Source organism: Microcoleus sp. K4-B3, from assembly GCF_036704615.1.
In the GTDB taxonomy this organism is placed as follows: Bacteria; Cyanobacteriota; Cyanobacteriia; order Cyanobacteriales; family Microcoleaceae; genus Microcoleus.
Genome location: NZ_JAUBSF010000040.1, coordinates 22,150 through 42,402 on the forward strand (window position 1 = coordinate 22,150; position 20,253 = coordinate 42,402).

20 protein-coding genes are annotated in these 20,253 nt (G+C 46.9%); 10 read left to right on the forward strand and 10 right to left on the reverse strand.

Going from position 1 to position 20,253, the window contains the following annotated elements:
- The first annotated feature begins 271 nt into the window (after window positions 1–271).
- Entirely contained in the window at window positions 272–1,354 is a 1,083-nt protein-coding gene (gene psbA, locus QUA78_RS17670; RefSeq protein WP_333304640.1) for a photosystem II q(b) protein, read from the forward strand.
- Between the two features lie 284 nt (window positions 1,355–1,638).
- Entirely contained in the window at window positions 1,639–3,282 is a 1,644-nt protein-coding gene (gene lnt, locus QUA78_RS17675) for an apolipoprotein N-acyltransferase (RefSeq protein ID WP_445302392.1), read from the forward strand.
- 67 nt (window positions 3,283–3,349) lie between these two features.
- On the opposite strand, the gene QUA78_RS17680 is transcribed toward lnt, so the two are convergent.
- Window positions 3,350–4,255 (reverse strand): bestrophin family ion channel, encoded by a 906-nt coding sequence (locus QUA78_RS17680; RefSeq protein ID WP_333304641.1) that lies wholly within the window; start codon window positions 4,253–4,255, stop codon window positions 3,350–3,352.
- Between the two features lie 361 nt (window positions 4,256–4,616).
- Between QUA78_RS17680 and recJ the strand changes: the two genes are divergently transcribed.
- Window positions 4,617–6,698, forward strand: a complete 2,082-nt coding sequence (gene recJ, locus QUA78_RS17685) for a single-stranded-DNA-specific exonuclease RecJ (protein ID WP_333304642.1) — start codon at window positions 4,617–4,619, stop codon at window positions 6,696–6,698.
- Between the two features lie 121 nt (window positions 6,699–6,819).
- On the opposite strand, the gene psb30 is transcribed toward recJ, so the two are convergent.
- Entirely contained in the window at window positions 6,820–6,960 is a 141-nt protein-coding gene (gene psb30 / locus QUA78_RS17690; RefSeq protein WP_193976083.1) for a photosystem II reaction center protein Ycf12/Psb30, read from the reverse strand.
- Window positions 6,961–7,297: 337 nt separating this feature from the next.
- Between psb30 and QUA78_RS17695 the strand changes: the two genes are divergently transcribed.
- The 3 genes from QUA78_RS17695 (at window position 7,298) to QUA78_RS17705 (ending at window position 8,678) form a co-directional block, all read left to right on the forward strand.
- Window positions 7,298–7,666, forward strand: coding sequence for a YkgJ family cysteine cluster protein (locus tag QUA78_RS17695; RefSeq protein WP_333304643.1), 369 nt, complete (start codon window positions 7,298–7,300; stop codon window positions 7,664–7,666).
- A gap of 172 nt (window positions 7,667–7,838) precedes the next feature.
- The gene (locus QUA78_RS17700; protein ID WP_333304644.1) at window positions 7,839–8,162 is read left to right on the forward strand and encodes a hypothetical protein; all 324 of its coding nucleotides are present in this window, start codon (window positions 7,839–7,841) and stop codon (window positions 8,160–8,162) included.
- A 228-nt stretch (window positions 8,163–8,390) separates the two neighbouring features.
- Window positions 8,391–8,678 carry a YggT family protein gene (locus tag QUA78_RS17705; protein WP_006631083.1) on the forward strand — a complete coding sequence of 96 codons (288 nt, stop codon included), beginning with the start codon at window positions 8,391–8,393 and terminating at the stop codon, window positions 8,676–8,678.
- A gap of 258 nt (window positions 8,679–8,936) precedes the next feature.
- On the opposite strand, the gene QUA78_RS17710 is transcribed toward QUA78_RS17705, so the two are convergent.
- The 3 genes from QUA78_RS17710 to QUA78_RS17720 form a co-directional block, all read right to left on the reverse strand.
- Window positions 8,937–9,368 (reverse strand): hypothetical protein, encoded by a 432-nt coding sequence (locus tag QUA78_RS17710; protein WP_333304645.1) that lies wholly within the window; start codon window positions 9,366–9,368, stop codon window positions 8,937–8,939.
- A 62-nt stretch (window positions 9,369–9,430) separates the two neighbouring features.
- Window positions 9,431–10,444 carry a shikimate dehydrogenase gene (locus tag QUA78_RS17715; RefSeq protein ID WP_333304646.1) on the reverse strand — a complete coding sequence of 338 codons (1,014 nt, stop codon included), beginning with the start codon at window positions 10,442–10,444 and terminating at the stop codon, window positions 9,431–9,433.
- Window positions 10,445–10,600: 156 nt separating this feature from the next.
- Window positions 10,601–11,986 (reverse strand): P-loop NTPase fold protein, encoded by a 1,386-nt coding sequence (locus QUA78_RS17720; RefSeq protein WP_333198162.1) that lies wholly within the window; start codon window positions 11,984–11,986, stop codon window positions 10,601–10,603.
- 433 nt (window positions 11,987–12,419) lie between these two features.
- Between QUA78_RS17720 and QUA78_RS17725 the strand changes: the two genes are divergently transcribed.
- A complete protein-coding gene (locus tag QUA78_RS17725) occupies window positions 12,420–12,572 on the forward strand; it encodes a hypothetical protein (protein ID WP_333304647.1) in 153 nt (50 codons plus the stop codon).
- Window positions 12,573–12,908: 336 nt separating this feature from the next.
- Here QUA78_RS17725 and QUA78_RS17730 read toward each other — a convergent pair whose 3' ends face one another.
- A complete protein-coding gene (locus QUA78_RS17730) occupies window positions 12,909–13,478 on the reverse strand; it encodes a YrhB domain-containing protein (RefSeq protein ID WP_333304648.1) in 570 nt (189 codons plus the stop codon).
- A gap of 275 nt (window positions 13,479–13,753) precedes the next feature.
- The gene (locus QUA78_RS17735) at window positions 13,754–16,531 is read right to left on the reverse strand and encodes a phycobilisome rod-core linker polypeptide (protein WP_333398940.1); all 2,778 of its coding nucleotides are present in this window, start codon (window positions 16,529–16,531) and stop codon (window positions 13,754–13,756) included.
- A gap of 686 nt (window positions 16,532–17,217) precedes the next feature.
- Here QUA78_RS17735 and QUA78_RS17740 point away from each other — a divergent pair.
- The 3 genes from QUA78_RS17740 to QUA78_RS17750 all read left to right on the forward strand — a co-directional run bounded on the left by QUA78_RS17740 (window position 17,218) and on the right by QUA78_RS17750 (window position 19,158).
- Window positions 17,218–18,471: a class I SAM-dependent methyltransferase gene (locus tag QUA78_RS17740; RefSeq protein WP_333398941.1), complete on the forward strand. Its 1,254-nt coding sequence runs from the start codon at window positions 17,218–17,220 to the stop codon at window positions 18,469–18,471.
- A gap of 171 nt (window positions 18,472–18,642) precedes the next feature.
- A complete protein-coding gene (locus QUA78_RS17745) occupies window positions 18,643–18,774 on the forward strand; it encodes a hypothetical protein (RefSeq protein WP_333305540.1) in 132 nt (43 codons plus the stop codon).
- A 138-nt stretch (window positions 18,775–18,912) separates the two neighbouring features.
- Window positions 18,913–19,158: a hypothetical protein gene (locus tag QUA78_RS17750; RefSeq protein ID WP_333305542.1), complete on the forward strand. Its 246-nt coding sequence runs from the start codon at window positions 18,913–18,915 to the stop codon at window positions 19,156–19,158.
- A gap of 113 nt (window positions 19,159–19,271) precedes the next feature.
- Here the strand turns inward: QUA78_RS17750 and QUA78_RS32915 are convergent, their stop codons facing one another.
- Genes QUA78_RS32915 through QUA78_RS17760 form a run of 3 tightly spaced genes read right to left on the reverse strand, consistent with a single transcriptional unit; the run spans window position 19,272 to window position 20,204 of the window.
- On the reverse strand, window positions 19,272–19,388 hold the full coding sequence (locus tag QUA78_RS32915; protein WP_445302398.1) for a DUF1156 domain-containing protein: 117 nt from the start codon (window positions 19,386–19,388) through the stop codon (window positions 19,272–19,274).
- A gap of 23 nt (window positions 19,389–19,411) precedes the next feature.
- Window positions 19,412–19,543 (reverse strand): hypothetical protein, encoded by a 132-nt coding sequence (locus QUA78_RS17755; RefSeq protein ID WP_333305543.1) that lies wholly within the window; start codon window positions 19,541–19,543, stop codon window positions 19,412–19,414.
- A complete protein-coding gene (locus tag QUA78_RS17760; protein WP_333305545.1) occupies window positions 19,536–20,204 on the reverse strand; it encodes a DUF6338 family protein in 669 nt (222 codons plus the stop codon). Before QUA78_RS17760 ends, QUA78_RS17755 begins: the two co-directional genes overlap by 8 nt.
- Between the last annotated feature and the right edge of the window lie 49 nt (window positions 20,205–20,253).

Consider the following 20,253-nt stretch of genomic DNA (forward strand, 5'->3'; position numbering starts at 1 on the left):
GAACAAAAATAATTTTCTCAAACTCCTGAACTCACCTAAATATAATAGATTCAGTTCTTCAGGTCGCTATATTTAACCCCTTCCGCGTGTAATATTACTTTGTAAAAAACTACAAAGAGTTACTAAAAATCAAGCTTTTGTAAATGTTTGTAAAATATTTAAATAGTAACCGCTAATCCCTTGGCAAACTTTAGTGAATGATGTTACTAATATAAGCGTGGGACATCCCCACAATGAACCTTGAAAATTCAATTAAGCAATCATAAACCAAATGACAACAACCTTACAGCGTCGTGAAAACGCCAACGTTTGGGAACGTTACTGCGAGTGGGTAACTAGCACCGACAACCGCATTTATGTGGGTTGGTTCGGGACTCTGATGATTCCTACTCTGCTGACAGCCACCGTCTGTTACATCATCGCCTTCGTCGCTGCTCCTCCAGTGGACATCGACGGCATCCGCGAACCAGTAGCTGGTTCCTTGATGTACGGCAACAACATCATTACTGGTGCTGTTGTTCCTTCGTCTAACGCGATCGGGCTTCACTTATACCCAATCTGGGAAGCAGCTTCCCTCGATGAGTGGTTGTACAACGGCGGCCCTTACCAGCTCGTAGTTTTCCACTTCCTCATCGGCATTTTTTGCTACATGGGCCGTCAGTGGGAACTGAGCTACCGCTTAGGAATGCGTCCTTGGATTTGCGTAGCCTACTCTGCACCTGTGGCGTCTGCTACCGCAGTATTCTTGATTTATCCGATCGGACAAGGCAGCTTTTCTGACGGTATGCCCTTGGGTATCTCCGGCACCTTCAACTTCATGATCGTGTTCCAAGCCGAGCACAACATCCTGATGCACCCCTTCCATATGTTGGGAGTAGCTGGTGTCTTCGGGGGTTCTTTGTTCTCCGCCATGCACGGTTCTTTAGTTACCTCTTCTTTGGTTCGCGAGACAACCGAAAGCGAATCGCAAAACAACGGTTACAAATTCGGTCAAGAAGAAGAAACCTACAACATCGTTGCAGCCCACGGCTACTTCGGTCGTTTGATCTTCCAATACGCGAGCTTTAACAACAGCCGTTCTTTGCACTTCTTTTTAGGTGCATGGCCAGTTGTCGGTATCTGGTTGACCGCTTTGGGTATTTCCACGATGGCCTTCAATCTCAACGGTTTCAACTTCAACCAATCGATTATCGACTCGCAAGGTCGCGTGATCAACACTTGGGCTGATGTCATCAACCGCGCTAACTTGGGTATGGAAGTAATGCACGAGCGCAACGCTCACAACTTCCCCCTCGACTTGGCTGCTGGTGATGTCACCCCTGTAGCAATGGTTGCTCCTTCCATCAACGGCTAAATTTAGCTTTTGATTAATAACAAAAAGCGCTCCTAGAAATAGGGGCGCTTTTTGTTTTGGCAAGTATAATTTGAGAGATTTTTTTCTGTTAAATCGGTTAAATCCGTTAAATCCCATACACTGCGCCTTGTCGAACTTCCCGATCGATCTGATATATTGATTAAGAATTATTATTTTTGGCAATCATCAAAGTGGCGATATTTAACAGGCACAAATTTGAAAAACTCGCGGTTCATAAATCTAAAATATTAGCCTGGGCGATCGCACTTTTCAGCGGCATTTTGATGGGATTGACAACCGCACCAGTAAATGCTTGGCTGTTGGCTTGGGTAGCCCTCGTTCCCCTCTGGATTTTGGTTGTCAGTTATCAAAAGCCAAAAATACAAGAACAAAAACAAAAATTTCTCTTTCTTCCTTCTTTCCTCAACATCCATCCGTTACATCTTGTACAGTGCTCGTTGCCGAACTTCCTTCTTCCTTTACTGTGGGGAATTGGCTATCACGGATTAGCTTTATCTTGGATTATGGGAATTCACCCGATGACTTGGTTGGGAGTTCCTTGGTGGCCGAGTTTGGCGATCGCACTTTTTTGCTGGGCATTCATCACCCTCTGGGGAGCAGCATTAGTCGCCGTTTGGGCGTGGCTATTTGTAATTCTGAACTCCCTCAGTTTATCCGGGAAAAATTCAATTCTTATTCTTAACTCCCCCCCTTTACAAGGGGGGGCTGGGGGGGGTAAAGCTCAACTTTCAGCGTTAACTCGCGTTTTAATTGGCACAGCTTTGTGGTGCGCCTTAGAAAGTATTTGGAGTACAGGTTCGCTGTGGTGGACATCACTATCTTACACGCAAAGCCCCCACAATTTAGCAATATTGCACCTCGGTCAACTCTCCGGGCCTAGTGCAGTAACAGCGGCAATTGTAGCAGTAAATGGCTTAATAGCAGAAGCTTGGATCGAAAGAAAAAGGAAGAAGGAAGAAGGAAAAAGGAAGAATTGGATTCCTTATATTTTACCTGCGAGTCTGTGTTTAGTTTTGCATATAGCAGGATGGAGTTTATACAACCGCCCTTTGAATCAAGAAGCTGCAACCGCTTTAAAAATTGGCATTATTCAAGGCAATATTCCTAACGAGATTAAGTTTGACTCAGGGGGTTGGCGGCGAGCTTTGGAAGGTTACACCACTGGATACAAACAGTTAGCAGACAGAAAAGTCGATGCTGTGTTAATTCCAGAGACAGCTTTGCCTTTTATCTGGACAAACGAGTATCAGCGTTCTACTCTTTCCTTTTATCAAGCTATTCTTGAACGCGGTGTGGTGGCTTGGATTGGAGGATTCGGACAGCAAGACAATAGTATCACTAACAGCTTATTGGCGATCGATCGCACTGGAGAAATTGTCGGCCGCTATGATAAACTAAAGCTAGTGCCTTTAGGCGAATATATCCCTTTTTACGAAATCTTAGGCGGGATTATTAATCGGCTTTCTCCCTTAGATGCTCATTTAGTACCCGGCAATTCTCAACAATTGTTTGATACGCCGTTTGGCCGCGCCATTGTCGGAATTTGTTACGATTCAGCGTTTGCGGAAATTTTCCGATATCAGGCGGCGAATGGAGGCGAATTTATGCTCACAGCTTCCAACAATGCCCATTACAAACCGCCGATGCTGGCTCAGCATCACGCTCTCGATGTGATGCGGGCAATTGAAACGGATAGATGGGCAGCTATCGCAACTAATACGGGTTATTCTGCTTTTGTAAATCCTCGCGGTGAGACGATTTGGAAGTCTGGAATTAATACCTATGAAGTCCGAGATGCTACTATTTATCGGCGGCAAACTCGGACTTTCTACGTGCGGTGGGGAGATTGGCTGACGCCTGTATTGTTAGTATTGGCTGGGTTAATGGGGTTTATTGTTAAAAATTAACCCGTAGGTTATACCATTTGAGATTTTCGATACCAATCTCAAATCGAAAACCGAAAATGGAATTACTCTACTTATCTTTCACGCGATCGTGAATGCGAGGACATAAAGAAATTAAATCGTCGATATTGCGCTGCATGGTAGCACAAATGCTGTCCAAAGGCAAATCATTGGTATCGTGCTCGAAGGGATTTTCTATTTCAATGCCGATTTCTTCGATGCCGAACAAAGTAAAACTAATTAAAGCTACAACTGGGCCGGTTCCCCAAGCCAAATCGTTCACCATTTGAAAGGGCAGTGCCAAACAGTAAAGCAACAATAGTTGTTTCAGGTGAATCGCGTAAGCCAAAGGGATAGGCGTCTTCAAAATCCGCTCGCAGCCGCCTAATACATCAATCATAGAGTTGATCAACTCCTTCATACCAGTTAACTGATAGACATCGAGGCAATTGCGTTCGTACTGCTCGTGCAAGTAATCCTCAATCCAAAAGGCAATTTCTAGCGGGGGATTGTTCATTGATTTGAGATTTTGGTACTGCGCTGGGGACATTAACGGCTCTAATTCTGGATTTACTGATTCTTGCCGCAAGTGCAGTTTCATCGCCACTGCAAAGGCAGGTAACAGGCGCAGGGCTGACTTTTTTAGTTCGATATCCTGCGGGTCTTTTTCCTCAATGGCTACCCAGATTTGGCGCGCCAAATTGCGGACGTTGTTGATTAAAGTACCCCAAAATTTTCGACCTTCCCAAAATCGGTCATAGGCTGTATTTGTCCGAAAAACTAACAGTAAACCTAGGACAACACTCGGTACCATACTCGACAAAATGGGCAAGGAAACCGGCAAGTTTAAAAAGTGCAGCAGGGAAATAAAAACTCCAAAGCCACCGCACAGCAAAACGCGGGGCAAAATTGACGGAATGACAGATACCCGAACCTGTAATGCAATTTTAAACCAAGGCGGTCGATCGCCACTCATGCAAGTCTCCTGATTAAATTAGCGCTCAGCGCCCTAGCGCGGGCGGCGAAAATGCCTGGTAAACTTAGTTCTGCGGCTGCCGCCAGTCGATTGGATATTCGAGATTTTAGATTGACTCCACAGATAAATCTGGCTGGTTTGAACTTTTGTCTAAAATTTTTTGGTCTCCACGACTGCTATCGGGGGCTTGTATCCCTATTTGGGTGGGGTGAGAGCTTCCAAAAAAAGCTTTCCTACAAACAACCTTTGGATTTTAGCCAAAAAACTCATCATCATCAATCTAAAATCTAAAATCTAAAATTGATGGACTGAGGCACTTAATTCGGTAAGATTAACTATGTATCTTTAAACCTCAGCTTCCGTGCAAGAGCTACCGACATCTGTGCCTCCGCATTTTCACCGATTGCCGAACCAACGGTGGCAAATTTATTCGCCTCAAACACAGCAAGCCGAACAGTTTGCCGCCGAAATCGGTTTGTCGCCCTTGCTGGCACAGGTGCTGATTAACCGCGGCATCGATTCTGTTAAAGAAGTGCACGGGTTTATAGAACCGGAATCTCTGGTTTTGCCCGCGCCAACGGATGAGTTTCCAGATTTGGCTGCGAGTGTCAAACTTTTGCGGGAGGCGATTTCGGGAGGGCAAAAAATTGCGATTTGCGGCGATTACGATGCTGACGGGATGACGAGCACGGCTTTGTTGCTGCGAGCTCTCAGGGCTCTGGGCGCGAATGTGGATTATGCTATTCCGAGCCGGATGCGAGAAGGTTATGGGATTAACGATCGCATTGTAGAAGAATTTCACTCGGAAGGTGTCGCTCTCATTCTCACTGTTGACAACGGAATTGCAGCCTACGGCCCGGTTGCCAGAGCGCGAGAACTGGGTGTCAAAGTTATTATTACAGACCACCACGATTTGCCGCCAAAACTGCCCCCGGCAGATGCTATTCTCAACCCGAAATTAATTGCGGAATCTTCACCTTATCGGGGTTTGGCTGGCGTAGGCGTTGCTTATGTTTTGGCGATTACTTTGGCTCAGGATATGCAGAAAGTGGGCGGGTTGGTGAATCCGCTGCTGGAGTTATTTACGTTGGGAACTATTGCGGATTTAGCACCTTTGACAGGAGTTAATCGGCGCTGGGTGAAGCGTGGTTTGCGGCTGTTGCCTCACTCGCAATTGGCGGGTATTCAGGCTTTGATTCAGGTGGCTGGAGTGCAGCCGGGAAGTGCGGAAAGTCCCTCAATTCTCAACTCAAAAACTCAAACTCAAAATTCGTTAAAGCCTGAAGATATTGGTTTTCGGCTCGGGCCCAGGATTAATGCTGTGGGGCGGCTGGCTGACCCTCAAATTGTGATAGAGTTGCTGACTACGGACGATCGCGAATTGGCTCTCAAAAACGCGATGCAGTGCGAACAAATCAATCAGCGCAGGCAGGAGTTGTGCCAGGAAATTGAGCAGGAAGCCATCGCTTGGTGCGAGAATAGTGCGATCGACTTGCAGCAAGAACGAGTTTTAGTTGTCGTGCAACCGGGTTGGCACCACGGGGTGATCGGGATTGTAGCTTCTCGGTTGGTGGAACGCTACGGCGTACCCGTTTTTATCGGTACTTTTGAGGATGAGGCTGTAGGGGCGGTTGCCCATAAAATTGTCAGGGGTTCGGCGAGGGGAATTCCTGAGTTTAATGTATTTGACGGCCTGAATTTTTGCGCGGATTTATTAACTAAATTTGGCGGACACAAAGCGGCTGGCGGTTTTTCGATGCCGGCTGACAACCTCGAACAATTCCGCAATCAACTGTCAATTTTTGCCAATCAATGTTTGCAGCCGGAACATCTAAAACCGCTGGTTTCTGTAGACGTGCGAGCGGATTTGGCTGAGATTAATCTCGACCTTTACCGACAAATTGATGCTCTGGAACCTTGCGGGATTGAAAATAAGGCTCCTGTATTTTGGACGCCTAATGTTTGCATAACTGAACAGAAAATTGTTGGTAAAGGAGGTCACGTTAAACTAACTGCAACTCAAGATGGAAATTTATCTGCTAGTGTGAAGGCGATTGCTTGGCGTTGGGGCGAATATTTTCCTTTGCCTCGGCGGGTTGATATTGCTTACCGATTGCGGGAAAATAGTTTTAATGGCAAGACATCGGTGGAGTTAGAATTGTTGGGTGTCCGGCTGCCCGCAGGTGCTGCTAGTTCCAGGCCGCCGATGTTTGGAAAAGTGGAGTTTGATTATTGCGATCGCACTTATTCTTGCAGTCTGTCTCCCGCCGGCTCGATCGAGGAATTGAGAATTCGCAACTCTCAAGGGCAAGTTTTGGCTGTTGCACCCGGACAAAACATCGGTTTGTTAGGCAACTCCCGCAAAGATGCTAGAGAAGTTGATGTATCTCTACCTTTTTTTGAGAATTTGATTCAAACTGCTAAACACGCCCTCGGTATTTGATAACTCGCTATTTGATAACAAAGCTCGTGCAGCAGGGAAAATTGGCGATCGAGCGTTTTAAATTTTGAATAATTTAAAACTCAAAACTCCCAACTCTCGATCGCCCCGGAGCGTGCTAAAATTACAAGTCGCCGCCTTTAGCTGCCAGCAGAAAAATCACGATCGGGCCCGAAAGCACGACGGCTGCGAGTAAAGCTACCTGAACAATGAGTTGGTAGTTTACACCGCCCAGGCCGCTGAAAAGATCGGTTATAAAGTCCATGTGTCCTCCTGACTGTAGTGATTAAGTCTAGATTGTTGAATTAGAAAATCCGCTTCTGATTTTACCGGGCTATCGTCCCTATTTTTTAAGGAACTTTACAAAATTCAACAAAATGTAAACTACGATCGACCTCTCAGTCACAGGGAACCGGGGACTTGATGCCCCTTGCGAGAAAATGCTCGCAATCTCAAATCTACAATCGCACCGCCCCCTTCGGACTCGGGGCCTCCGGCGCTGGCAATTGATATACTTGAGGAGCCCCTATCTCCTAAAGTTTGGCATTTTCCACATTCTGCTCCGAATCTAAAATCTCAAATCTAAAATCTCAAATCAAACTATGGCTACTTGGCGTTGCGTAAAGCAGTGCGGTGCTTGTTGTTACCTCGACCCAACAGAGCGCCCTGACTTAGACGAGTATTTATCTGAAGACGAATTAGCGCTCTACTTGAGCTTAGTCGGAGATGACGGTTGGTGTATCAATTTTGACAAAGCGACCCGAGAATGCGGAATTTATGCCGATCGACCGCGCTTTTGTCGGGTAGACTCAGAGGTGTTTCAGGAAATGTACGGCATTGAGCCGGCTGAATTGAACGATTTCGCGATCGAGTGCTGCTTGGAACACATTGAAGATCTTTATGGCGATCGATCTTTGGAAATGATCCGCTTTAACTCTGAAGTCGGAATTCTCGCCTTACCTGACAACTAACCGGCTTGATGCCCCTTTGGGCTTTTGTCCCTCCCGCTCATTTTCCCGATCGGCATCTCAATTCTTTAATCAAAAGTATAAAATCTAAAATCGAACGATCGTCTGCCGGTTTCTCACCGGGAGAGTGTCAAAATAAACAAATCAAAGAAATATCGCGCAGTTGAGTTGAGCCATGAGCAATCGAGAGGGTTTTACAGGGGGATTTATTGCCGGAGCTGCCGTTGGCGGCTTGGTGGGTGCAGTTTTGGGCACGGTGCTGTCGCGGCGCGCTGCGGAAGCTTTGCTGAGTGAACCTTCAGAAGCAAAGACAAGAAAGATCCGCCAGAGGAAAGCCAGTCAACTCGAAGCCGACAGCATGGAAGTAGCAAGGCTGAGTTTAGAAGATAAAATTGCTCAGCTAAATCAGGCAATAGATGACGTGCGGTTGCAACTCGGCGACGTAAACGGGAACTCGCAGGCCCACAACAGCGAGGGTTCGATCGCCCAAGACTCCTGAATCCATTTAAAATTTTAGATTAGTCTGGCAGATCGATGCGGGCGATCGGCAAACTGTCGCACATTTCTCTTTTCATCTTTCCAGCTAAAAGCGGGAGACAGAAGGAACAAGGAACAACAAAAACGCTCCCCCTCTCCCCCCCACTCCCACTCCCCCCCACTCCCCCAGCTATGCTAAACTAAAAGTTAAAGTGTCTGTAAACTTTACTCAAAACTACAAGCAAAATTTATGAGTTCTTCAATAGGCCTTTTGGCAACCACGCTAGCGACATTTCTGCAAATCTATCTAGTCCTGATGATTTTTCGGGTGCTGTTAAGCTGGTTCCCTAACATCAATTGGTACGACCCCCCGTTTTCCATTTTGAGTCAGTTAACAGACCCTTACCTCAATCTATTCCGATCGATTATCCCCCCCTTAGGAGGGATTGACTTTTCGCCGCTGATTGCGTTTTTTGTACTTCAGTTCGGCTCGGAATTCTTGATCGGTCTTTTGACCAGCTTGCAAACATCATTGTAGTGGGAAAAGCTTAAGCTTTTAAGCATCTAGCCTAAATTGTTTGGCAGATATAGCTGCCGGCAACTAAATTTTAGATTTGAGATTGTGACATGAACTCCCCGGTTGAAAAGCTGGGGAGTTACTCATACATTAGAAATGAGAAATTGCCAGCCACTCAACAATCTAAAATCTCCAATCTCAAATCTAAAACTGCATCGCGGTTTGTCAACAGCGAACCCAAAATCTCAAATTAGCAATCTAAAATCTCAAAGAGTTTCCTTAGCGGCGAACCACGCCAGTAAAACCTGTAGCTTTAAATTGCTTGAGCTTCAAAGGTGTTCGTTGATTGGCGGCAACCGAAATTCTGAGCTGAAAATCGCTAACTCCGGGAGGAACTTCTTCTATAGAACCCAAGCGAGTCCGGTTTTGCATCACCGGATTGTCGTCGGCATCATAAATGCGGCCGAAAATATCGGCATTCACAACTGGTTTGCCGGTGCTATTTTCAGCTTTCCCAGTAATCAAAAAGCAGTTAGCTTCCATAGAACTGCCGCTGGTGACTGTTCCTTCTGCCATTTCTGCCGGACATTCGCGATAAGAAAGGTCGGAAAGTTTAATCGGCGTCAGAGCCCAAGCAGGTGGAGTGAATACCAAACTAAAAATTCCGATCGCGCAAGTAGCAAAAAAAAGGCTGATAGCTCGAAATTTCATAAATGGCAGCGCAAGTATATTTTAATTCTCAGCTTAGCGCGAATTCAGTTGTAAATTGCTACTTAGCTTAAGCCTAAATGCTTCTGCAAGGCGAGGCGCATCACATCGACTGGGACGGATTCTTTATCCAGCCAAATTTTTAAAGCGGCTGCTCCTTGTTGAACTAGCATTTCGAGTCCGTCAATAGCTCGCGCTCCGCGAAGCTGCGCATCTTTGAGAAACTGCGTAGGATTAGGGGTGTAAATTAAATCATAGACGATCGCACCTGCTGAAATTCGATCGATCGCACCAGCCGCAACCGGCGACTTTTCTCCCTGCGGATACATCCCCACAGGCGTCGTGTTCACCAGCAAATCTGCCTGCGAAATTAACATTGACAAATTATCCCAAGTATGCACCTGCAAATTCTGCACGGGCATCGGACAATTGACCCAACTCTGCTGAAATTCCGCTAAATTTTGTTCGCTGCGGCCGACAACGTGAATCTCTGCACATCCCAATTGAGCGCATCCAGCCACAACAGCCCTCGCCGCCCCGCCATTCCCCAAAATTACCGCTACTTTCTGACTCCAATCGGAACCCCCTTTAGCCCCCCCTTGGTAAGGGGGGGGATAGGATTCAACAGCCCCTGTTTCGTAAGGAGGCGAATTAGATTCAACAGCCGTATTGCCCCTTTCTAAGGCAGAAATCGCGTCTTTAGCCCCCCCTTGGTAAGGGCGGGTTGGGGGGGTTTGCAGGGGGGCGAGAAAGCCTTCAACGTCAGTATTTGTGCCGCACCAACCTTTGTCAGTCAGGTATACGGTATTGACTGCGCCGATCGCTCGGGCGATCGGGGAAACTTCCGACAGCAGCGGTAAGATTGCTTGTTTGTGCGGAATCGTGATGCTAAATCCCCGAACGCCGATCGCCGCAAATCCTGCAAGAGCAGCTTTTAAATCCCCTGGTTTTACCGGAAACGGCAGGTAAACAAAATCGACTCCCAAGTGGGAAATAGCAGCATTGTGCATCGCCGGCGACAGAGAATGTTCGACGGGATGACCAATTACTCCCAACAGTTTAGTAGTGCCTTTAATCATTTTTGTTAGTTGACTGTTGACTGTTGACTGTTAACGGTTGAGTTTTGTTAGTTTTCATACCAGATCCTGCTACAGTTGGGCCCTTATTCTTTAGTCTGCTAGGAGTGAACTTCGTTGGTTCAGAAGCGATTTGCCTCGCCGAGTGACTGTAAACCGTCAACTGTTAACTGTCAACTCTCCACTATCAACTGTGTGCCGAAACTCTTTGGCGTCAGCCAAAATCGGATTGACATCAAACCAGTAATCCTCGCCGTAACGGTATTCAAACACCCAGAGACTGCGCAGCAAGATTTGGTATTTAGTTTCCCCACTCACAGTTTTAGTAGCGGATACTTGGCGCAGCAATTGCCACTCATCCGGTTCGATCGCCAAAGTAAGCTGGTGGCGGCGCTGGACGATCACATTTTCCAAAGTTTCCCGCGACAGAGGAGGGTCTTGTTTCTGCAGACAGCTATACAGCAGTTGCAGCAAATTGCGGACATGACCGCCGCTGACTCGACACAGGCGATCGAGAGTTTCCGCAGAGTCGAAAACTTTGCCAACCAAAGCATAGCGCTGCGAAGGCTGCACAGTCGGAAAAGCCCGCGCCAGAACCATCTGCCGCAGCAATTCCACACCCTCAGAACACTCAGAACCGTCGCTCAACTGCACCGGCACCATCGGCAAAACCTTCGGATCGACCCCAAACCGATTGGTCAACTGGCCCAAATCGTTAGAGAAAATCAGCACCAAAGGAATTGTATACACGACGTGGCAATTTAGTCTTGCCAACTGCTCGCCGCGATCGACAAACAGGTATTCCGGCTGCAGCCGCCCCGTCGGTTTCGCGCACAGGTGTATGCGATCGAGATTGTCGATAATTACTACAAGTCCTTGTTTCCCTTGGCGTTTGAGTTCTTGATTAGCCGGCTCCAGCAACTCCTTATTCAGTGCATCTAAAATTACGTTTGTTCGCGGCTCCAAATATTGCCTCAACTCCGATCGCAGATTCGGAGCATCTTTCGCTTTAGCAGTAATTTTTCCAATTCCCAACGCCAGAGAAAATTCTCCCTCCGTGCTGGCATTTATTTCCCCAAAACCAGGGACATTAGCTTCAGCCCTCAAATCTATTTGAGTTTGAAAAACCTCAGCAACCCCTTTGAGCAAAGCTTTAAAACCCGTCGGTTGCAGCTTGATTTTCATTTTCTCGATGCTTTCGCTCACCTGACGAGCAACGCTCAACAAAATGTCAGTGATATCTACATCTGCCATGTCTAAGTCTTTACTCGATTCAAAGTAAACAACATGAAATCCTTGTTGCTGCAATTGAGCTTGCAGCCGCAGCAATTCTGTTGATTTACCAGAGCCGATGTGACCGGTGAATAATTGACAGGTAGGTGCATCGGGGGACAGGCGGCTGATGGTGCGCTCCAATTGTTCTACAATTGTGCCGCCCCGCACTGATGAGAAATCGATATAGTATTGTCGGTCTTTTTGATTTGCTACTGCCAGGGTGTAGCTGGGATTGCAGGCCCTATAAAATTTCTGTAAATTTAGTTCCATACCCTGTTCCATCTTTCACAACATTATGCCCTAATACCTTATTCATTTAGCAATTTTACTAATCAGAACAAGTGGCCAGTTTATTCTGATATTTTATTTGGCAGCCAAGATCTCGATGTAGCTCATAAAATTTGAGATTTTAGATTAGGAATGACTCATCACTATCGGGGTTGGGAGCTTGCCTACATTGGTATTTTTTTTGTACTTCTATCAAAATACGCACTCACCAATTATACCTAATTTTTGCAGGCTGGGCATTAAGGGAAGTCACTAATACCCGATAGATAACTAGGCAATCGCTCTGTCTGTGGCGATCGCGATTTTGTATATTGAAATCAAAGACGAAGAGTTGGCGGTAATGTTCTCGCGTCAAAGTGGCTATTTTAGTACGGTTAACCGAATGTAGAAAGGGCGGGTACTTGCACCCGCCCCGATGCAATTATCAAGTCCAGATTGGCTCAAATCTCAAACCTCAAATCTAATTGCAGCAGCAAATCCAGTGGCAAATTTAAAACTGTTGGCTGCACCAATTCAGCAGATTTGGCACCGAGCAAAAACGGATACTTGCGAAGGACAACAGTCGTAGAGAGAGCAAAATTTTAGACTCTTGTTCAAGCTCCCAGATTCATGTGTGTAGTAAATCTAAAATCTAAAATCTCAAATGTCAAATCGACTGACAGTGCTATTTTCCATAAATCTTACCATTCGTTCGCGTACACCTGCTGAAGCCTGGTTTTGACCTGTGACCAGCCTATCGCTCGCAACAACGTCAACTTGAAAGTGAGGAAAAACTACAGCAAAAAATAAAACTGATGCTAGAATTTTACCAATTTCAATAATTGTATAAACACGAGGCAGAGCCTCTGGATATGCGTTACCAGGCTCAGCCTGGGAACGAGAAAGAGGTAGAGCCTATGTCCGACTACTTAGTAGATTCGAGCAGTGAAATTATTTCTACCAACCATTGTCGAGCTTTCTGTGGAGTTTCAAAAGAGCGCTCAGTTAACTCGCTTATCCTTTCCCAAGGAAAATGTGTTTTTTTTAGAAGGCCTTTCCCTTGTTCTATTACTTCTTGAACTTTCCTTGATTTGGCGTAAGTAATATAATATTGAATAGCTGCTTCATCACTCGAAAAGTCGCCTTGGCCTGTTTTTGCCATATAACATTCAAGAAAGCCATTTATATCGGAATAATTTTCAATAACTTTCCCCCTATTTTCCTTATACAAACTAATTCCAACATTGATTCCATTTTCTACATCTAGATAATGAATACTGCCATCCAATCTGTCCACAATGATTGGATAATTTCCTACTATTTTATAACGAATCATATTTGTTTCTAATGCGCGCCTGCTCTGGTAAAAAAATATCCAACCGAAATCTTCCTCAATGATTCGATCGTCTATAATAACTACTTCATTGCCCTCAAGTTTGTATGAACTTTCGATCTCGTCTTTCACAATTTTGTATGCAGTTTGTTTGTCAATCATAATCACCTTATCTTTGGTAGCGGGACTTAAACAAAAAATCTGTGCTAAGCACGACATAATCCATTGTAGTTGACACTTTCACGTCGAGGAACACGCGATGAAGCAAACAACTCCCACTAGCACACTCTCTCTTTCCTCACTCTGCGCCCTCTGCGCCCTCTGCGGTTAAAAAAACTCCAAATTATACAAAAAAAGGGCTGGTAACTACACCAGCCCTTCAACTAATTTGAGACGTTAAATTAACAGCAATTTAACATCTCAAACCTCAAATCAATCTAGCTTCTGTCAGTAGCAGCCGCAGGCTCAAAACTCGGAACCACAATCTCACCATTCTGCTTAGTCAACTGGTTGTACAGTCTTTCAGTATTCGGGAAATTAGCAGCCGGTAGAGTCGGAAAGCGGCGGTAAGGAACAGTATCCTCACCAAAAGCCTCAGCATATTCAACGCTGTTCAACATCGCGTTGATAAAGCCCTTAATGCCTTTACTTGCCAAGATTTGGTTGTACGTCCGAATCTCCGCTTGATTGCGGGGAGCGCGGCCCAAGAAGTGCTTCGTGCCCAACTCAATCACCTTAGTATTTGGATAAGGTGCATAGAACTGTTTGACGTACAGCGACGAACAACCTAAACTTTCAATGAACTCCTTGAGATTGATTTCATTGTTGCCAAGTTTGCTTTCAAGCGCCGTGAATTCATTCTTCACAACGTAGGGATTCAAGTCGCGTTCAAAAACTTGACGGTAAGCAGCTTGAATTAAAGTTTTCAAAGCTACCTTGTCCGAAGTAGTCGTCAGCTTGAAAACCTTAGTTTGTTCGCGTCGCTTGCTGACACCTTGAGCAATCCGATTTTGCAGATCCAAATCGCCCCGATCGCCTGCTACACCGAGTTCGATAAACCGAGGCGTGTCCGCAATCTGAGCTTGGAGATTTTGGTCAGCGACGGAACTCGATCGCATCGTCCGCATCGACAAACCACCGGGAGTCACGTAGCGCTCGTAGGGTACTGTATCTTCCCCGAAAGCTTCGTTGTACTCCAGACTGTCGATGATTTGATCGACTAGCGCGTAGAAACCCTTCTTGGCGCAAATGTCAAAGTAAGCGTTCATTTCCTGGCGGCCATAGGTAGGGCGTCCCAGGAGTCGGCGGTGAATGTACTCGATCGCCTTACAAACGTACAGCTTGCTCCAGTACATATTGCGGAACACGTCTGACTTCGCCAACATCCGAATAAACTCGCGCATCGGAATGTCGCCGTTTTCCAGCTTAATTTCAGCCACCTTTTGGCGCTGGCCATCGAACACGTCGCGACCGAACACTTGCAGGTAAGCAGCCCGAATCACCGCTTGAGTGGAACTTTCGGTATATTTGACACTAGAACTGTTGCTGTAGCTGCTAGAGACACCGCGGGCAGTTTTCTTGGAAGCCACATAGCCGCCTGGTAACTGGTCTAGTTTAAAGACCTTGGGGCCCAGAGAGCCTGGAGCCTTACCGCGAGCATCCGGGTTGCTCAATTGATTTTCAATCCCGGCACCTTGACGGATCAGGATACGGCGAGTGTCTTTGCCGAAGGGAGCTGGACGGTTCTTGGGGTTGCGAGTTTCTTTCGGGAAAATCGCGCCGAACTGAATTTCTAAGGGGTCATTGCCAACACCGTAAACGTGCTGGTCTGGTAGCGGCTGAGTGTAGCCCGCAAACAAGGTGATGAACTGAGGAACCTTGCGGAACGGAGCGCTGAAATTGAACAAATCAATTTGCGGGCCCCAGTTGCGACATTCCTGAGCTTCTTGGCCCAAACCGCGCAGGTAAGGCACGGTTTCTTCGCCGAAGTAGTCGGAATATTCCTGGGAATAAACCATCGCATCTACGAGAGCTGCCAAGCCGCCTTTAGTGACGATCGCAAAATACTTGCTAAATTCCTCCCGCGAGCTCAAACCGCGGCCTAGGAAGTGACGGGCTGCCAATTCAACAGCGCGGCTGTTGACAAACGGCTCGTAGAATTGCTGGCGGTACAGAGGAGATTTACCCAACCGGCGGATAAACTCTTTCATCGAGATTTCGCCATTTTTGACTTTGGATTCCAAGTCAGAAATGCTTTGGCTGTAAGCGCGGCTAATGTCGCGCTCGAATACTTGGCGGTAAGCTGCTTTGATTACTTCTAGCTTTTCTGCCGAAGACAGGCCGGTTTTCATGACGAATTTCGACCGTCGCTCGGCTGCGTTGAAGTAGATTTGAGGCAGTTGCAGCCCTTGCTGGTCGTTGCTTTCGCGCTGCCGCACCTTGTCTGAAGGTGTGGGAGCTTTGAATTCGGTAATCGCTACCTCGAAATATTGTCCGACGATCGCCGCGGCCTCTGCATTGTTTCTGAAATAGCCCAAAGATGCTGCCTTCATTTCCTGCATTGCCACAATAGTGGCCGCCGAAGAGCAAGCATTTTCGATGATTTCCCGCAATCCGCGCACGTTCACCGAAATAATATTCGGGTCGCCAGCTACGATCGCGTAGGTGATGTAGCGCAAAAACCAGCTCAAGTCCCGCAGAGATTTGGTCATGTTGCCCGGGCCGTAGCGCGAGACATTGATCGGCTGAAATCCTGCTGGGATTGGGCCGCTGTAGCCGCCACCGTTGCCCGAAAACAGATTTCCCAGCCCCAAGAATCCGCCGCCGCCTGAGCCGTTGCCGCCGCCGCCTGCGCGACCTTCAACGTAGGTAACAGTTCCCAGTTTCATGCCTTCAGAGACATTCCCCGAGCCGCCGCGAGCCGCGCCTGCTACAGCCATCGCAGGTTCTTGTGGTCTTTCCAAAAATGCCAGCGGGGAACCGCCGGTAAAAATCCGGTTGGCTGCGCGGGATACGATCAGTTCCGAGTTTTGGGTCAGCGTCGCAGAGATATCGATCCGAAGAGCCCCGGAACTGAAATAACTTGCTAGTTCGCTGAGTTCGCCCCGCTGTAGAAAGCGGTCTTGCTGTTCTGCTTGCGAAATTGTTGCGACCGGTACAGTTTGATATAGTTGCGGACGCGCAACCGAGCTTCCACCACTTGCCTTTACAGTCATTAGACTCCTTAGCTCCCTATCCAAATAGTTGCAGCATTTAACCAGACTAACCTTGCCTTCTGATGCAGGTCAAAGTAGGTATTTTTGCTTTGTTTACTTTTTGCCTTTACCTGTCACGAGGTTCGGGCGCGCTTACTTTCTTAGATTAAAATGTTTTGGTTTCATCTTTCTGCCTGCGGGGAAATGTCCGATCCGAAGGCAGGCACGGGGTACTCCCTCCGCTGCGATCCGCCGGTATACCCGTGGAAAAAAAGACTCGGCAGGAGAGTTGCCTTTGGGCGATTGCAGCCAGTGCCGTCAATTAAGGGAAAAGAAAATCAAAAATTTTCTTCTGCCTGTTTCGGGGCCTCTTGCTCTCTTGAGAGACGCCTCCGCTTTACCCGACAGTTCAGCGGTGGGTTATTGACAGTCCTTGTTTGTTAAAAAGCCTGTCGAGATTTATTGTATAGATTTAAGAGAGCTTATATGAGAAAAAATGATAAGTTTTATTACGCAGAAGCTGTCAGGGCTTGGCTACCAGGGGTTAGTCGATCGTCCGATCCCTCTGTTTCAGGCTTGCCCAACGCCAGCGAAGCGAAGCGACACTTTTGTGGCGAGTAACGAAGCAATAGAAGTGCATCGCGTAGCGCTGTTCGCCCGTAGCTACTGACAACCAATCTCAAAACTCACGCACTACTACCTCACCTATGGATACTACGCCTGATATCAGTGCTGCCGTGCGGCGGCTGTACGATACTTTCCCTTTCCCGCCCGATCCTTTGTCAGATGAACCGCCTCCAGGGTACAACTGGCGCTGGAGTTGGCCTGATGCTTACAATTTTTGCACCGGCCAAAAGCCGCCAAAACTAGATGTTCGGATTTTAGATGCTGGCTGCGGCACTGGTTCGAGTACGGATTATCTGATTCACCTCAATCCAGAAGCTTCGGTGACGGCGATCGACCTGAGTGAAGGTGCTTTGAAGGTAGCACAAGAACGCTGTCGGCGATCGGGAGCGCGCGAAGCTGATTTTCGCCACCTCAGCTTGTACGATGCCGCCGAGTTAGAGGGCGAGTTTGATTTGATCAACTGCGTGGGCGTGCTCCACCACTTACCCGATCCGATCCGGGGCATTCAAGCGCTGGCGGCGAAGTTGGCGGAGGGCGGTTTGATGCACATTTTTGTGTATGCTGAGCTCGGACGCTGGGAAATTCAACTCATGCAAAGGGCGATCGGACTTCTCCAAGGCCCGAAAAAAGGTGACTATCCCGATGGCGTCAAAGTCGGCCGTCAAATCTTTGCTTCTTTACCAGAAAACAACCGTCTTGTCAAGTACGAAAAACAGCGTTGGGCAGGAGAAAATCAGCGGGACGAATGTTTTGCTGATATGTACGTTCACCCCCAGGAAATTGACTACAATATTGAGACTTTGTTCGAGTTAATTGACGCTTCGGGATTGGAATTTATCGGTTTCTCAAATCCCGGATATTGGCAGTTAGAAAGACTTGTGGGGAAAGCGCCGGAATTGATAGAAAGAGCTCAGGGTTTGACGGAACGGGAGCTTTATCGATTAATTGAATTGTTGGATACGGAAATCACTCATTACGAGTTTTTCTTGGGCAAAAAGCCTGTTAATAAAATTGATTGGTCGGACGATAAGGCACTTTTGGCTGCAATTCCAGAGTTGAGTAGTTGTATGCACGGTTGGCCTAGTCAACAAGTGTTTGATTGCAACTACCAATTGATCAATTTGTCAAGTGCGGAATTTGAGTTTTTGCAAGGTTGTGTACCCCCCCCAGCCCCCCCTTGCCAAGGGGGGGAGAAAGAGGGAACCTCGCCTGGGCAAGGTAAAGGAGAGAAGACTGTTGGGGAGATTTTAGGGAATGTGGAGATTGGATTGGATGAAGTGCGATCGATCTTATCAAAACAGCTAATTTTGCTAACACCGTCCGATCGGATATAACAATCGACAACAGGGGAATTGAGGACACGGCAATGCCGTTTCCCTACCCCAAAATAATTGATCGATCCCCCTCGCAACAGATGTAACCATCGCCAGATTAACTGTAGGGAAACGGCACTGCCGTCTCCTGATTGTGGGTAACTTCCCGTAAAATCCCAAATCCCAAATGGATTGACACAGGCCCCCCTCTGCGGCTACGCTTTGAAGTTAGAGGTTGCTTTGCTTGTAGAGGAAGTAGCCGGCGTCGCCCAAAAATCTAGTTGCACTGCCCAAAGCTGTTGCGAGCAGCAATGGACAGCATAACCGCCAAACTGGTATCAGCAGTCTGGAGGCTAACGGAGTATGATAACACTCTCTGTAGCCGCCCTGCTATGCGTTGAAATGCGGGGCGGCTGGGTTTTTGGGTTTTTCTAGAAAACCCAAAACCAGGAGAACATAATTATGTCACAGGAATTCTTGCCTGACGACAACAAATTCGATCGCTCAAATGACGACTCAGCAGCAGAATCGGAACAGGATGTGGTGTGTGTAACGGTGACAGGTTCGCCCAAGGGTGTCAGGGAAACCATACTCACTTTGTACCGCCTGGGATTTGCCGAAGTCGGTGATTGGAGTCCCGTACAACGTGCAGCTAATCCGAAGCAAGTGATGAGTGTGCTGATTCGCCGTCGGAAGCGCAAAGCGTAGGTGTTTGCTCGTTCCCAGGCTCTAGCCTGGGAACACATTCCATGAGGCTCTGCCTCCTGTTTTTGTTTTTATCCGTTAGCGAGGCAGAGCCTCTGGATCTCGGTTCCCAGGCTCTAGTCTGGGAACCAGTTAACTCCCCAAATATGCAGCGTTGAAATATGCCCGTGACGGATAGATTTTTCCCGTCTGGCGGGGGCAGAAATCCGCTTGATGGGGAGGTCAACTTCGATGAGGCGTTTGGGATATTGTGTCGTTAATCTTTCTCTTTTTTCTCTTTAGGCGGAGGAGTGACATTAGAACCACCTTTGGGTGGAGTCCGTTTTTCTGGGGGATTTGACTTTTTGGCTTGGTAGCCATCCAACCGTTCTTGCTTTTCGTTAGACATTAGCTTCCTCCTGTTTATCGTTCCAAAATTCAATATACTTTATTTCTTCCGCTTTTAGCAAGATGCTACGAGGGGGGATTAGCCTTTCCCACGAGTTATTAGTATCAATCGTGTACATTTCCTCAATATACAAGTCACGCTCTGAGCTAATCGATGAAGCAAAGGAGTTAATGCCGGAATACCCTGCTACTGTAGTGCCGTCTTTCAAAATTACTTTTAGCCATACAGACTCATTAAGTTTACTGAACTTATAGTCCCAGCTTGTAGGAGTGCTAGAAATTGTATTTAATCCCAATCTATTTAAGATTTTTTTAATCCATTCTTTTTGGCTGAAAAATCCAAGTAAGACTCCAATTGCTAGCGGGCTAATAAACACAAAAACTCCCAGAAATACAGCAGTGTAAAAACCAGATAAAACCTCTCTATATGTTGTAAAAAATATTAAATAAATCAGCCAACACCAAACTGCATAATTGACACAACTCAGAGTCAAAAATCGCAAGAGGGAAATTTGTAAATCTTCCTGCCTTCTAGGGGCAAAAATAGATAATGTTAAATCCATAATAAATCCGGGAACCAGAAATGTTATGGCGTAAAATACAGCGTCAAAACTTGTTAGCGCTATTCCTCCTCTTGCTTGCCCTAGAATAGTTATAACCATATCTGATTAACCCCCAAAATTTTCTCTATGTCAACATGATAACATTCAA

What these genes read in the sequence shown, in the direction of transcription:
- QUA78_RS17750 (WP_333305542.1), top strand. Translation starts at nt 18,913, where the DNA reads ATGTCACAGGAATTCTTGCCTGACGACAACAAATTCGATCGCTCAAAT.
- QUA78_RS17735 (WP_333398940.1), bottom strand. Translation starts at nt 16,531, where the DNA reads ATGACTGTAAAGGCAAGTGGTGGAAGCTCGGTTGCGCGTCCGCAACTA.
- QUA78_RS17755 (WP_333305543.1), bottom strand. Translation starts at nt 19,543, where the DNA reads ATGTCTAACGAAAAGCAAGAACGGTTGGATGGCTACCAAGCCAAAAAG.
- QUA78_RS17700 (WP_333304644.1), top strand. Translation starts at nt 7,839, where the DNA reads ATGAGCAATCGAGAGGGTTTTACAGGGGGATTTATTGCCGGAGCTGCC.
- lnt (WP_445302392.1), top strand. Translation starts at nt 1,639, where the DNA reads ATGGGATTGACAACCGCACCAGTAAATGCTTGGCTGTTGGCTTGGGTA.
- psbA (WP_333304640.1), top strand. Translation starts at nt 272, where the DNA reads ATGACAACAACCTTACAGCGTCGTGAAAACGCCAACGTTTGGGAACGT.
- QUA78_RS17720 (WP_333198162.1), bottom strand. Translation starts at nt 11,986, where the DNA reads ATGGAACTAAATTTACAGAAATTTTATAGGGCCTGCAATCCCAGCTAC.
- QUA78_RS17760 (WP_333305545.1), bottom strand. Translation starts at nt 20,204, where the DNA reads ATGGTTATAACTATTCTAGGGCAAGCAAGAGGAGGAATAGCGCTAACA.
- QUA78_RS17710 (WP_333304645.1), bottom strand. Translation starts at nt 9,368, where the DNA reads ATGAAATTTCGAGCTATCAGCCTTTTTTTTGCTACTTGCGCGATCGGA.
- psb30 (WP_193976083.1), bottom strand. Translation starts at nt 6,960, where the DNA reads ATGGACTTTATAACCGATCTTTTCAGCGGCCTGGGCGGTGTAAACTAC.
- QUA78_RS17680 (WP_333304641.1), bottom strand. Translation starts at nt 4,255, where the DNA reads ATGAGTGGCGATCGACCGCCTTGGTTTAAAATTGCATTACAGGTTCGG.
- QUA78_RS17730 (WP_333304648.1), bottom strand. Translation starts at nt 13,478, where the DNA reads ATGATTGACAAACAAACTGCATACAAAATTGTGAAAGACGAGATCGAA.
- QUA78_RS17695 (WP_333304643.1), top strand. Translation starts at nt 7,298, where the DNA reads ATGGCTACTTGGCGTTGCGTAAAGCAGTGCGGTGCTTGTTGTTACCTC.
- QUA78_RS17740 (WP_333398941.1), top strand. Translation starts at nt 17,218, where the DNA reads ATGGATACTACGCCTGATATCAGTGCTGCCGTGCGGCGGCTGTACGAT.
- QUA78_RS17715 (WP_333304646.1), bottom strand. Translation starts at nt 10,444, where the DNA reads ATGATTAAAGGCACTACTAAACTGTTGGGAGTAATTGGTCATCCCGTC.
- QUA78_RS17725 (WP_333304647.1), top strand. Translation starts at nt 12,420, where the DNA reads ATGCAATTATCAAGTCCAGATTGGCTCAAATCTCAAACCTCAAATCTA.
- QUA78_RS17705 (WP_006631083.1), top strand. Translation starts at nt 8,391, where the DNA reads ATGAGTTCTTCAATAGGCCTTTTGGCAACCACGCTAGCGACATTTCTG.